The organism is Flavobacterium fluvii, from assembly GCF_900129545.1.
GTDB lineage: Bacteria > Bacteroidota > Bacteroidia > Flavobacteriales > Flavobacteriaceae > Flavobacterium > Flavobacterium fluvii.
Genome location: NZ_FQWB01000001.1, coordinates 737,559 through 751,731, shown reverse-complemented (window position 1 = coordinate 751,731; position 14,173 = coordinate 737,559). Strand labels below are relative to the sequence as shown.

The 14,173-nt window shown below is 40.2% G+C and carries 9 protein-coding genes; 3 read left to right on the top strand and 6 right to left on the bottom strand.

Annotated features, from left to right (window positions below; genetic code table 11):
• Positions 1-33: 33 nt before the first annotated feature.
• The 3 genes from BUC16_RS03150 to BUC16_RS03140 all read left to right on the top strand — a co-directional run bounded on the left by BUC16_RS03150 (position 34) and on the right by BUC16_RS03140 (position 3,513).
• Positions 34-2,310 (top strand): TonB-dependent receptor, encoded by a 2,277-nt coding sequence (locus BUC16_RS03150; RefSeq protein WP_073367870.1) that lies wholly within the window; start codon positions 34-36, stop codon positions 2,308-2,310.
• 187 nt (positions 2,311-2,497) lie between these two features.
• On the top strand, positions 2,498-2,962 hold the full coding sequence (locus BUC16_RS03145; RefSeq protein ID WP_073367869.1) for a thioredoxin family protein: 465 nt from the start codon (positions 2,498-2,500) through the stop codon (positions 2,960-2,962).
• 140 nt (positions 2,963-3,102) lie between these two features.
• On the top strand, positions 3,103-3,513 hold the full coding sequence (locus tag BUC16_RS03140) for a BrxA/BrxB family bacilliredoxin (RefSeq protein WP_073367867.1): 411 nt from the start codon (positions 3,103-3,105) through the stop codon (positions 3,511-3,513).
• Between the two features lie 129 nt (positions 3,514-3,642).
• Here BUC16_RS03140 and BUC16_RS03135 read toward each other — a convergent pair whose 3' ends face one another.
• The 6 genes from BUC16_RS03135 to BUC16_RS03110 form a co-directional block, all read right to left on the bottom strand.
• Positions 3,643-5,628 carry an alpha-L-arabinofuranosidase family protein gene (locus BUC16_RS03135; RefSeq protein WP_073367866.1) on the bottom strand — a complete coding sequence of 662 codons (1,986 nt, stop codon included), beginning with the start codon at positions 5,626-5,628 and terminating at the stop codon, positions 3,643-3,645.
• A gap of 131 nt (positions 5,629-5,759) precedes the next feature.
• Complete coding sequence (locus tag BUC16_RS03130) at positions 5,760-6,710, bottom strand: family 43 glycosylhydrolase (RefSeq protein WP_073367864.1); 951 nt, start codon at positions 6,708-6,710, stop codon at positions 5,760-5,762.
• Positions 6,711-6,728: 18 nt separating this feature from the next.
• Positions 6,729-8,057 carry a glycoside hydrolase family 43 protein gene (locus BUC16_RS03125; protein ID WP_244534326.1) on the bottom strand — a complete coding sequence of 443 codons (1,329 nt, stop codon included), beginning with the start codon at positions 8,055-8,057 and terminating at the stop codon, positions 6,729-6,731.
• A gap of 28 nt (positions 8,058-8,085) precedes the next feature.
• Positions 8,086-10,458 (bottom strand): glycoside hydrolase family 127 protein, encoded by a 2,373-nt coding sequence (locus BUC16_RS03120; protein ID WP_073367862.1) that lies wholly within the window; start codon positions 10,456-10,458, stop codon positions 8,086-8,088.
• Positions 10,455-13,091: an alpha-L-arabinofuranosidase family protein gene (locus BUC16_RS03115; RefSeq protein WP_073367861.1), complete on the bottom strand. Its 2,637-nt coding sequence runs from the start codon at positions 13,089-13,091 to the stop codon at positions 10,455-10,457. Before BUC16_RS03115 ends, BUC16_RS03120 begins: the two co-directional genes overlap by 4 nt.
• Positions 13,092-13,100: 9 nt before the next feature.
• On the bottom strand, positions 13,101-14,171 hold the full coding sequence (locus tag BUC16_RS03110) for a glycoside hydrolase family 43 protein (protein ID WP_073367859.1): 1,071 nt from the start codon (positions 14,169-14,171) through the stop codon (positions 13,101-13,103).
• Positions 14,172-14,173: the final 2 nt, after the last annotated feature.

Genomic DNA, 14,173 nt, shown 5'->3' with positions numbered 1-14,173 from the left:
TTTTTAGATTTGCCTAAAATTTAATTTAAACAAATGAAACATTTATTTTTAATACTGTCGTTTTTTGTTTTTCACCATTCATTTTCACAGAATAGCACTTCTATATCTGGGGAAATAGCTGTTGAAAACAAAGAAATGCAACAAGCTACTATTGAATTACTAAAAACCAATCACAAAACCCAAACGGATAGTTTAGGCAATTATAGACTTGAAAATATTCCCGCAGGCAATTATAAAATTAAAATTGCATCCTTTGGACTGAAAACGGTGACCAAAAATATTGTCCTCAAAGAAAAGGAGCATCTTGTTCTTGACTTTGAATTAAAAAACGAAGAAAACGAGCTCAACGAAGTAGTGGTTTCGGGAACTCTAAAGGCCGTGAAACGACTGGAAAGCGCCGTTCCGGTTGAAGTATATTCACCTATTTTTTTCAAGAAAAACCCAACGGCCAGTATTTACGAAGCTTTGCAAAATGTAAATGGAGTACGTCCCCAACTCAACTGCGGTGTATGCAACACGGGAGACATTCACATCAATGGGCTGGAAGGACCTTATACTTCGGTAATGATCGACGGAATGCCCATTGTCAGCAGTTTATCAACCGTGTATGGATTGTCCGGAATTCCAAATTCATTGGTGGAACGTATCGAAATCGTGAAAGGTCCCGCCTCTTCTTTGTATGGAAGCGAAGCCGTGGGAGGATTAATCAACATTATCACCAAAAACCCGATTAAAGCTCCCCTGTTTTCTGTCGACGTGTTTACCACTTCTTGGCTGGAGACCAATGCTGATTTAGGCGTAAAATTCAATGCTGGCTCAAAAGCAACTTCCTTATTGGGATTAAATTATTACAATTACGGACAAACAATAGACAATGACCATGATGGATTTACCGATGTGACGGCACAAAATAGAATTTCGGTTTTTAACAAATGGAATTTTGCCAGACAACAAAACCGATTGTTCACGTTTGCCGTTCGAGGAATGTACGAAGATCGTTGGGGTGGCGATGTGCGTTGGGAGAAAAAATACCGTGGTGGCGATGAAATTTACGGCGAAAGTATTTATACCAAACGAGGCGAACTTTTGGGAAGTTATCAATTGCCGACAACCGAAAAACTAATGCTTTCTTTTTCGGGAACGATGCATTATCAAGACAGTCGTTACGGGACAACTTCTTATATTGCCAATCAAAAAATAGGGTTTTTGCAACTGAGTTGGGACAAGAAAATAGGAAAAAATGATTTGTTGGCCGGACTTGCTTCCCGTTATACTTATTATGACGACAACACGCCGTCCACGGCACTTTCGAACGAAAACAATCCCGAAAAAACTTGGCTTCCCGGGATTTTTCTTCAAGATGAAATTGCTTTTAACGAAAAACACAAACTGCTTTTAGGACTTCGTTACGATTACAATTCCATTCACGGAAATATTTTCACGCCAAGATTTGCCTATAAATTAAAATTCAACGAAAACAATATTCTTCGTTTCAATGCTGGAACCGGATTCAGGGTTGTCAATTTGTTTACCGAAGACCACGCTGCTTTAACCGGTTCGCGTGAAGTGGTTATTGCAAACAATTTAGACCCCGAAAAATCAATAAATGCCAATTTGAATTATATCAAGAAAATATACTTTTCGAGCGGTACCTTTTTAGGGATCGAAACCACTGCGTTTTACACCCGATTCAGCAACAAGATTGTATCCGATTACGAAGCCGACCCCAACAAAATTATTTACGACAACATTGATGGTTATGCCCTAAGCCAGGGAATCAGCACCAATATTGACCTGAACTTCAATAACGGATTAAAACTAATTACCGGAGCGACATTCATGGATGTTTCCAATGTGCAAAACGGGGTTAAAGAAAGACCTTTTTTGACCGAAAAATTCACGGCAACTTGGAGCGTTTCCTATAAAATAAATCCAATTGATTTAACTGTGGATTATACAGGAAACATATACAGCCCGATGAAACTGCCTTTGTTGAGCGACACCGATCCAAGAAACCCGAATTCGCCTTGGTATAGTTTGCAAAACATTCAATTTACTTATACCGGCTGGAAAAATTTTGAATTATATGCCGGAATAAAAAACCTGCTCAACTTTACTCCCAAGCAAAACAATCCCTTCCTGATTTCGAGAATAGAAGACCCCTTTGACAAAAATGTACAATACGACACAAACGGAAAAGTATTGGTAATACCCGACAATCCTTATGGTTTAACTTTCGATACGACTTACGTTTATGGTCCAAATCAGGGAATCAGGGGTTTCTTTGGGCTGCGTTATAATTTATTTTAAAGTTGATACGAAAAAACAAGCACGAGCTCGTCAGTTCGAGTGTTTTATTAAAAATGCGATAGCTTTTTTTAATAAAATGTATCGAGAACCCTAATGTATTAATACTTCTCGATACAATTTCGAATCGTAAAGCTATCGCATTACGGCTCAAAATCACTCGAAGTGACGAGTAAAACAACTACCTTAAATGAAAAACTGGATTTACATAGTATTGATTTTCTTTTGGGCAATTCCATCCGGTTTTTCCCAACTGAAAACCTATACTTTTGAAGAAGCCGAAAAACTATCCAAGGAGAATCCAAAACCATTTGTGATTTTCATCCATACTTCTTGGTGCAACTACTGCAAGATGATGGAAAATTCGACTTTCAAAAACTCGGAAATCATCTCCATTTTAAACACTGATTTTTACTTCATTCCATTGGATGCCGAAACCAAAAAAGACATTCATTTCAACAACCACAAGTTTCAATTCAAGCCAAATGGCCAAAACACGGGGATTCACGAACTCGCCACGGAATTGGCCACCATCGATTCCCAAGTGGTTTATCCAACGATTGCTATTTTGCAAACTGATTTTTCAATTGCATTCCAAAAGCATTCTTTTTTAAACGCCAAGGACTTGCTTGTCATTCTCGAAAAAATAAAATAATTAGGCTCTTATGGAGCAAATTTTCTGAAATCAAGAAACATTAATCAAACTATAACAAAACTTTATAATTCAAACTTACATCTTGATTTGAAACTTTGTAACTTTGCAGTTATTCAATTAGTAATCTTAAAATAAAAAATATGTATCCAGAAGAAATGGTAAAACCAATGCAAGCCGAATTGACATCAGTTGGTTTTCAAGATTTACATAGTGCAGAAGAAGTTAATAATGCCATAAAAGCCGAAGGCACAACATTGGTGGTTGTGAATTCTGTTTGTGGTTGTGCTGCAAGAAATGCACGTCCAGGAGCAGCAATGAGTTTAGAAGGCGCTAAAAAACCAGATCATTTGATCACTGTTTTTGCAGGAGTTGACAAAGAAGCCGTAGCTTCAGCAAGAGAACACATGTTCCCTTTTCCTCCGTCTTCGCCAAGCATTGCCTTGTTCAAAAATGGAGAATTGGTTCACATGTTGGAACGTCATCACATCGAAGGTCGTCCAGCTGAATTGATTGCCGACAACTTGAAAGACGCTTTCAACGAATATTGCTAAAATCCAATTGGATTAAGACAAAACACTAAAATTAAATACGTCTGGACACAAATATAAAATTTGGGTTCAGACGTATTTGTTTATGGGCTTGGGTATACTTAATTCAGACTATCTAAATATATGTCCTGATTATTTCAGTTTCAGTTTCAAAACGGTAACCGAATAAGCAGGCAAATTCATTGGCGCCTTGTCGCCTTTCAATTTATATTCGCTTTCTGTAGGGATGATTTTTTTGGGCGTGGCAAAACTGTTTTCATCTGTCAAATTCGGGCTGGCAAGTGTTATGACAGTTCCTTTGGATTCTAATTTACTTCCTTTTAAATCAACCGTAACTTCTTGTTCCGTGGCAGTTGTATTGACCACTTTTATGATTACTTCTTTCGTGTTCACATCTTTTACGGCTGATGCATAGAGGTTGTTTTGTCCTGTCAGCGGTTTTCCGTCATTGGTAATGGCCAATAAATCGGTTCCTTTGTTGGTGGCAAACAACTTTTGCACTTGATAATTCGCCGAACCATACGCTTCCAAATTGTTGAACCAAATCATGTCCGGCGCCCATTGCCAAGCTTCTTCGTGTGCCATCAACGGAGCATAAGAAGTGAGGTGAACCACTTCGGCATTTCGTTCCAATCCGGTCATAAAAGCCGCTTCGGAAAAGGCAGATTCCCAGTTGTTTTTGGTAATTAAATTATTATCAATTGTACTGTGAGCAGCATATTCACCTGCAAATACTTTAGGCCCTTTTCGGTCGTAATTGTCGTAACGCGTGGCATTATCCCTAAACCATTGCGGACTTTTATAATAATGTTCGTCCACGAGTTCGGCATTCAACTTTTTGAGCTCCTGCATTCCATAATCAAAATATTCTCCATCTGGCGATGGCCCACTTCCGGAAACAATAATAATTTTTGGATATTTTGCTTTTATGGCTTTTTCAAATACTTTATATCTTTCGATGTAATCGGGACCCCATTGCTCGTTTCCAACACCAATGTATTTCAAATTAAACGGTTTTGGATGTCCCATATCCGAGCGTAATTTTCCCCAAGCAGTCGCTTCTGAACCGTTGGCAAATTCAATCAAGTCCAAAGCATCTTGTACATAAGGGTCTAATTCTTCTATTGGAGCCAATTCGCCCGTATTGTATTGGCATGCCATTCCGCAACTCAAAACCGGCAATGCTGCTGCGCCAATATCTTCGGAAAGTTGGAAATATTCAAAAAATCCCAATCCAAAACTTTGAAAATAATCGGGTGTTTGTTTTTTAGGAAACTCCACATTCCAACGGTTGATCATCGTTTTTCTGTTCTCGATTTCGCCCACCGAATTTTTCCATTGGTAGCGATCTGCCAAAGTTCTTCCTTCGACAATGCAACCACCCGGAAAACGCAAAAAACCCGGTTTCATGTCATATAAAAGTTGCACAATATCTTTGCGCAAGCCGTTTTTTCTGTTCTTCCAAGTGTCTTCCGGAAACAAGGAAATCATGTCCAAGTCGATAGTTCCCGTTCCTTCGAAAGTGATTTTCAATTTGGCTTTCGCTTCGGTCTGGGTCGCCGTGAATTGTGCGGAATAGGTTTTCCAAGCATTCGATGTTGGAATGATGCTGGTTTCACCCAACACTTTTTTGTCTTTGTCAATCAATTGGACAATTATTTTTTTGATGGCACCATCGTGATTGGCAGCCTTTAAAGAAAGATTGTATTTTGCGTCTTTCTTGACTCCCATTCCCCTGAATCCTTCATTAACGAGGGCATATCCTTTGTCATCATTAACCAAAACCCTGCAAAAATTAGGATTGGTTTTATTTTCCAATATATTGATGGGCGTCGCATAACCCGATTGCTTGTTTTGGGAAAGTCTTTTAGTATTGGGTTGTTCCCATCCCATCAAAGGTTTGTCAAACTCAAAAGAACGGTTTTTAACCATTTCGGCATACAAACCTCCGTCCGCGGCAAAATTGATGTCTTCAAAAAACAAGCCGAACATCGTTGGCTGGATTTTGGTAATGGATTTTGTAACATCAACTTCCAAAGTGGTCTTTTGGGCATTGGCAAAAAAGCCGGTAAACAATAAACCACAAAGCGTGATTTTTGAAATAAGATTGTGTTTCATGTTTTTATTCTTGATTATTATGGTGTCTCTTTTTACAAACACAAAAATAGGGTTTACATTAGAAAATTAAATGGACGATTACACCTCAAATATGGATGGATATAAATTAACCATGGATTATCTAAATACTATTACTTCCCTTTAATTTTAACCGGTTTCACTGTTTCAAAAACATCCACCGGCAAAATATTACCATCCTTGTCAAATCGCATTGGCGAAATACAGGTTTCGCGATTGTAGCCGTTGCCGTCAGGAATTTTGAAACGGTGATACGAAATGTACCATTCATCTTTGCCGGGAACTTTTACAACCGAATGATGTCCGGCACCTTTAACGATGCCTTTACCTTTCAAAACTGGAAAACCTTCCGCTTTTGTAAAAGGGCCCATAGGCGAATCGGAAGTGGCATAAGCTACCGAATATCTTGGATCACGGGTATCATACTCCGACCACATCAGGTAATATTTTCCGTTTCTTTTGAACACGAACGAACCTTCGTTGTAGCCTTTTGGCTTGATGGAAACAATTTTGGTGGCATCATACGAAATCATGTCGTCGTTTAGTTTTACGATATTGCAATTGCCTTGTCCAAAATATAAATAAGCCGAGCCATCATCATCAACAAAAACCATCGGGTCGATCATTTGCCCTTTGAGCATTCCTTTTTTTGCCAAAGGAACTCCCAAAGCATCTTTGAAAGGCCCAGTTGGTTTGTCTGAAACCCCCACGCCAATATTCACGTCTGCCGAGAAATAGTAATAATATTTTCCGTTTTTGTAAGCTATGGCCGGAGCCCAAGCCCGTTCTTTTGCCCAACTGATGTCTTTGGGTAAATCCAGGATTACTTTTTCGGATTTCCATTTCACCAAATCATTGGAAGACCAGCAGGTAAAACTCGTGGCTTTCCATCCTTCGGAGCCATCGGTCGTTGGATAAATGTAGAATTTCTTGCCGAAAGCGGCAATATGAGGATCGGCATAAACGTTCGGCAACACCGCTTTGGGTGCATTCAAAGTGTCCTTTTGAGAATACAAATTGGCAGAAAGCACGAGAACAATTAGAATCAGGAGATTTTTTTTCATTTTATTTCGATTAAATAATTATTTGGTTTTTAATAAATTTTCAGGAACACCGCCCCATTTTTCGTTCAATCGTTTGGCTTCTTCAACCGTTATTCCGATAACGCTTCCGTGACGGGGATAGAAATTTTTGGTAAACGATTCGGGTGTGGGCGTGAACTGGTATAAATCTTTGCTTCGCTGAAATTCATAGCGATGACTGGTGTATAAATCGTACATCAAAATGTAGGTATCGGATTGGTTTAATTTGAAAATACTCGAACCTTCGACCATTATTTTCTTGTCGGAATAAGCGTCAAGATAGTTGAAATTTTCTGTCCACGGTCCTTGAAGCGTTTTTCCAATGGCCTGACGAATTCCGTTTTTGGTTTCTTTTCCGTTTTCGTCCTTGGTGTTTCCTTTCAAGAAAAAATGATAAATGCCATCTTTGTAAATAATGTCGCCATCTATCGCACCGTATTTTGGACTGAACAGCAGCTTGGGTTCGTTCTCAAATCCGCTAAAATCTTTGTTGGCGTAAGCGGAATAAAAATCGAGTTTCAAGTCGTCTTTGTATTTCACCGTGAAATAAACTAAATACTTGTCGGCAGCGGGATCATAAATAGTTTGCGGTGCCCAAACCCATTGGATATTGGCAAACTTGACAGGATAAATTTTTTCGAGATCAATAAACGAATGCTTCCAATCGATTAAATCGCCCGATTGCAGCATTACGATTCCGGGATTGTGTGCCCAACCATTTTTGCCTGTATTCATGTCGGTGGCCACCATATAGAAACTTTTTTCGTCCTCGCCCCTCAAAATATGGGGATCACGGATTCCGCCAGTTCCCGATATTTTTTCCGAAGAAATAATGGGTTGGTTGTTGTTCAACGCAAACCAATTTACTGCGTCAACACTGGCGCCAAAACGGATTTGCTCATCACTGCTTCGCGGTCCCGAACCCTCGAAATACGTAAACAAATACCCCTGGAATTCTTGGTCGGTATAAGCCACCAAAACATCGAATGCTTTTTTAGTTTTTACACTTCCTGCAGTAACCGTGGCCGTCATCGTAACCTTGATTTTTTTGCCTTTTCGAGGAGAGCGTTTCAATAGTTTTCCATCGTTCGAAATGTATTCCGGTTTACTGGATTTCCAACTGATGGTCGAACCGTTCGAACCAATGGAATCGAGCAACAAATTCCAATGCAGATTTTTGGAATACCCTTCTGGAATGTTCAATGCTTTTGCATCGGAGGTTGTTTTCTCTTGATCTGTTAGAACAACTTTCTCTTGGGCAATGGCAGCCGTTGACATCAAAAGGATGAAACCAAGAAAGCAAAAAAAGCTAGATTTTATGTTTGTCATAGTTTGTGAAATTTATTTTTTTATAATTCTACCTCAACAACCGCACCTCATAAATACCGGTGATGGTCGAATTGGGTTTAGCCTTAAATTGTACTTGCAAAATTTTGGGTTTTCCGTCAAGAATCGATGCAGGAAATTCGATAATCTTGTCTATAAATTGATTTCCTTCGGATCCGTCCATATTTAGGGTTGTTACCAAAACATCATTAACATAAATGTCGAAATTTTTATTCTTGTCGGCTCCGAAATAAGTGATGCGCAATTTACGGGCTTCTAAATTATTATTTTTCAAATCATAGCTAAAGTAGCCTTTTCCATTACGGTAATGACGTTCTTTGAACATTCCGGTATCCGTTTTTTCTCCTTTGAAATTATGGTCGGATTCCGGTTGTTGTTCGCCTGCCGTAACCAAATCAAGGGTAATCGCTTCCAATTTCATTTGTGCTTCCTCGCGCTCTTTCATTGCTTTTTGTATTTCGGGCAATTTTTCTTTGGTCGTATATGGCCAATACAACATATATCTTGCATCGTGAATTTGGAAAAACGGAACGAGTTGCAGGTTCTTGTATTTCTCCTGATAAACAATATCCGAAGCCGAAAAAGTAAAAGGTTTATTTTCTACTGATTTTAATGAAGCGGCCAAATCAGCATTGTTGGAAACCAACAAAGGCGCATCTTCTATTGGGTAAATTGCCCCGCTGGCAATATGTCCCATACGGCTGTCATCGGCTATTAGTCCTTTTAAATCCGTGGTGTCGGTAATGGCTGCCAACACGATTGGTCCGTGCACAAAAGAAACCCAATCTGATTTATCAGGAAGTTGTTCTGCTTTGTTTTGCATTGGCAGAATTATCGAAATCACGTCGCCCGTTTTCCATTTTCGTTCTATGGAAACATAGGAATTCTGGTCTTTTACAAGGCTAATTGCCACGTTGTTGACCGTAATTTTCATTTTGCCGTCTTCCACCCAAGATGGATAACGGAACTTGATGGCAAATTGCTGTGGGGTTTTTAATGTCAACGTGATGGAAGAGTGTTCTTCAAAAGGGAACTTGGTATTTTGCGTAAGCGTGATTCCTTTTTCTTTCCAATTCAGGGTCGAAGGAATAAAAAGGTTCACGTACAGATTTTGCTTGTCGTGTGCATAAATCAGTTCGCCATATTTTCCGTGATTTTCCAATCCTGAACCCACGCAACACCAAAACGAATGTTGCGCCTCCGAATACACCCGGTAATGGCGTGGTCGAATTGGCGTGAAATAAACGAAACCTCCATCAGGATGTTGGGACGACAAGATATGGTTGTAGGTCGTGCGCTCGTAATAATCCATATATTTTGAAGAAGGGTCTGCCAGAAACAAATGCTTGCTCAATTTGAGCATATTGTAGCTGTTGCAGGTTTCAGGACCTTCTCTGGATTCCAGCATGGAAGAAAAATCGGTGGACGGATTAAAATGTTCCCTCACGCTGTTTCCACCTATGGAAATGGTTCGGTTATCGACTACTGTTTTCCAGAAAAAGTTGGCGGCATTTGCCCAATTTTTGTCACCCGAAACTTCGGCAACACGCATAAAACCGATAACTTTCGGAATTTGGGTGTTGGCGTGCATTCCGTTTAACACATCTTTATTTTCCAAAAGCGGATCCAAAATCACTTTGTGGGAAAATTTCTGGGCCAAAGTCAGGTATTTTTTATCACCAGTAATGGCTGCCACATCGGCAAAAACCTCGTTCATTCCGCCGTGTTCACTTTTTAACAGCAACTGTATTTGATCATCGGACAACTTTGCGGTAAGCGTCAAACACCAGTCCGAAAATTGGATGAGCATTTTTTTGGCTTTTTCATTCCCGGTCAAAATGTAGGCATCGACCAATCCGGAATATACTTTATGGATGTTGTACCAAGGCACCCATTTTTTGTTCAACGAAAAACTTCCGGCTTCAATTTTTCCTTGGGCAACCTCTTCCCACAAGGCCTTGCTTCCGGGAACACCGCCAATGTAGCCGTTTCCGTTTTTTTGTTGGCATTTTTCGAAACCATTCAACATATAATCAAGTCTTTCCTTGATTTGCTGATTGCCCGTTGCGGCATACATCTCGGACAAAGCCGAAAGATAATGTCCGCCAATATGACCATCCAAACCCGTGTTTTCCCAATTGGGATAATTGATGGCCTTGGTTTCCAATCCAGCTTCCCTGAAATAAGGAGCCAAAAGTCTATCTGCATCAAGGGATAAAATATATTTCAAATCGGTTTGTTGAGCCGCTTTGAAAGGACTTTCCAACAAACGAACCGAGGACAACGGAAACGTTTGTAATTGAGCTGACTGGCCGTAAACAGTTACCGTTGATACGAATACAAGTCCAAACCAAAGTGCTTTTTGAAAACTGTTTGTTATCATTTCTGTTGAATTTTATTTTTTGAACCAACCGTTTTAATGCGATATACGGTAAATGAATAGGCCGGTAATTCTGCATTTTTTATCCCTGAAAAGGAAGAAGTGGAAACTTCCGGTCTTGCATTTTTGTCGCTTGGATCGCCTTTCAATACGGTTTTGATTACCTCGCCATTTTCTAGATTTAGATTTTTAAAATCAATCGATGGATTCACTGTAACAGGAAGAAGGTTAACCAATTTTATGATGATGTCCTTGCTTTTGGAATCCCGAACCATAGATATTGCCACACGATTTTTTACGTTTTCCTTGGTATTGGAAAGGCTAATCTCGCAGGGTATATATTCGTCACCGGCGTTTTGTCCATATAATTTCTGCACTTCATAACCCACGGACGGTCTCACTTCGGTATTGTTGAAATAAATCAAGTCGGGATTCCATTGGGTGTGTTTGTCTTTGGCCAATAAGGGTGCATAAGACGTCATGCTGACTACATCTCCATTGCGTTCTACCGAGGTTAAATATAAAGCTTCGGACAAAGCGGTTTCCAGATTATTGGGTTTTCCAGGCAAGTGGGCTGCATATTCGCCAAGATACACTTTGGGTTTGGAACGGTCGTATTGGTCATAATAATCCTGATTATAAATGAACCAACCCGGCGGTTGATAGTAATGTTCGTCCACCATTGGCACACCCAATTTTGTGGCAATGTCCCAACCTTCTTGATAATCGGTTCCTTCAGAGGCAGGTCCTACTGTTCCAATCACGGTAATTTCAGGATGTTTTTCTTTCATTGCCTTGAAAATCATCGCGAAACGTTCTTCAAAAATATCCGTGATAAGGTCTTCGTTTCCAATACCGACATATTTCAGGTTAAAAGGTTTTGGATGTCCCGCTTCGGCACGTTTTTTACCCCATTTGGTCGTCACGTCGCCATTGGCATATTCCACCAAATCCAAAATGTCTTGCACGTAATTATCCATATCACACATTGGAACTCCACCTTGTTGTCCAGCGCCACCTACCGAAGAGTTTTGACAAGGAACACCAGCCGCAATCACGGGCAATGGTTCGGCTCCTGCATCTTCGCAAAACTGGAAATATTCGAAATAACCCAAGCCAACCGTTTGATGGTAGCCCCAAAGGTTGCGCATCGGTTTGCGGGCTTCAAGTGCGCCAATGGTGTTTTTCCAATTATAAATATTGCCAATTCCATCACCGTGGGCCACACAGCCTCCAGGGAAACGCATAAATTTTGGTTTTAAGTCCGCCAATGTTTGGGCCAAGTCGGCACGTAATCCGTTTTTATGGCCTTTAAATGTTTTTTGCGGAAAAAGTGAAATCAGGTCTAAATCCAATGTTCCCGTCATTTGCGGAATAATTTCCAGACTGGCATCGGCAATGGTTGCTTTTGCAGTAAGGGTTGCATCGTATTTTTTCCAGTTGGCAGTAACGGATTGGGTTGTCGTTTCTGCATATATTTCGCCGTTTTTGCCTACCAATCGCAGCAAAAGTTTCGCCGATTTGGCATCATTAGAACGTGCAAATACTGAGAAATCATATTTTTCGCCCGCTTTTATGGCAATGCCGTCAAAACCTTCGTTAGTCAATGCTGCTCCAACTTTCTGAATCGAAAGTTTTGCGTAATGCTTGTTGTTGGAATGAATCGGGTTTATCGTATCAATGGCATAAGTGGCGGTTTCCCCTTTTAGAGTCCAAGCTTTGGTACTGTTCCAGCTGGCGTCCGAGCCTTTTTTGTCGGTCAAGGCATATTCGAAATCCCTGTTTTGAATTAGTTCCGCGTAAAGTCCACCATCAGCAGCATAATTAAGGTCTTCGAAAAAGATGCCCAACAAGGTATTGCTGATTTTTTTACTTTTTGTTGCATCCAAAGTAAACTTCGCTTCAACCGGTTTCAGGTCGGCAAAACGTTCGGAGTCGGTTTTGGTGGTTTCTGACCAAAGTTGGGTTTTATAAGCCGACAATTGTTGGGTTTTTATCAAGCCGTCCACAAGGTTCCAAGCGACTTTATTGATGGAACCTGTTTGGGATTTTCCATCGATTACGATAGTGCTGCGGGAGTTTTTATATTCCGTTAACGGTATTTTTTTGGTTTCCGAAAATTTCTTGAAATCCTTGGTTGTCGTGCACCAAGCTGTTGTTTCTGTTTCATTTTTACTCAACCATGAAATGGTGTATTCGCCTTTTTCTTTGTTGAAAGTTAGTTCAGGAGTCAAGCAGTTTTTATCGGTCATAACCAATGGATACGACTGGCGACCCCAATACAGCAGGTCTTTCGACGAAGCGTGGGCAAAAGTTCCGTCCTTTTCATTCAAACTCCAAAGGCAATGCCACAACCCATCAGCACCCAAAAACAGTATTGGTGAAACCATTCTTTTTTCGGAACCCCAACGTCCATAATCGGAATGCATATAATGGTGTTCCGGTCCTATGGGATGCCAATTGATTTTATCGATACTCCAAGCAAAATGGAGTCCGCCGAAACTTTTTCCTGAAGAATAGGAAAAAATATAAGCCTCATCAGGATTATTGGCAAAAGTAGAAAATGCCGAAAGGCACACCAAGAGCAATCCTAGAAAGTGTTTTTTTTGTTTTTGAAATTGAAAGCTATTTTTCATTGTAGTATTTTAAAATTTAATTTCGCAATTCCATTTTTTAGCCAATTTTCGGGCTTCTTTTTTTGTGATTTGAATCACCGCCGGATGCTTTGGTGACGAAAAATTGGTCGCTTTCATGACACCTTCGTTGAAGTGTCCCAAGTCTTTAAAATTTACGAAATCGGAGGTTTCACTGAACCCGAAATTATGTGGATTGATGCGGTAGATGTCGTAAATCAGCATCCATTTATTTTGGCCAATAAGCTTGTAAACGTTTGGGGCTTCACATCCCACCTTTTCGGGATCGATGCGTTGCGGATTTAATTGGTAGCCTGTATTAATAGAGTCTGAAATGGCTTGCTCTATATGCGAACCTCCATTATGGGAAGCAATAAGCATGTGGTATTTGTTGCCTATTTTTGTGATGTCGGCGTCTATGTATTCTTTGTCTTCGGGATATTCGAAAATACATTTAGGCAAGGTTTCCATCTTGGTAAAATCCTTGTTCATATAAGAATAATATACCTTGTTTTTCTTGTTGCCAAAATGCATGGTAAAGTAAATCATGGTTTTTTTCTCTTTTTCGTCATAAATAAGCTCGGGAGCCCAAGCACAACCAATGTCTGCCAATTCCGGGAAAGCCTGGTCCACCCGAAGCACCGTATGTGACCAATGAATCAAATCGGGCGATTTCATCAAAACCAGTCCGCGGTTGTTGCCCCAGCCGTATTGTTTGCCGTCTCGTTCCCATTCCGTCTCGCGAAAACCAAGTTTTTTGGCATAAATATGCAAATCGGTCAATGCCATATAAAAAATTCCGTCGGGAGCTCGGTAAATATAAGGATCCCGAATTCCTTTTTGTTCGGCTATCGTATCGCCGGCGATGATTGGTTTGGCATTGTTCACATCGGTAAAACTATAGCCGTCTTTGCTCAACGCCATATACAAACCGTGAGTATCGTCTTTAAAATAGACCATCAAATACCCTCCCATATCTTTTTCTATGGGCATTTTTGTTTTCTGTGCCAAGACCGTGGTACCGACAAAAAACAGGAAACTAAAAACAATCAGGAATTTCAATTTTTTCGGGATGGAATACATAT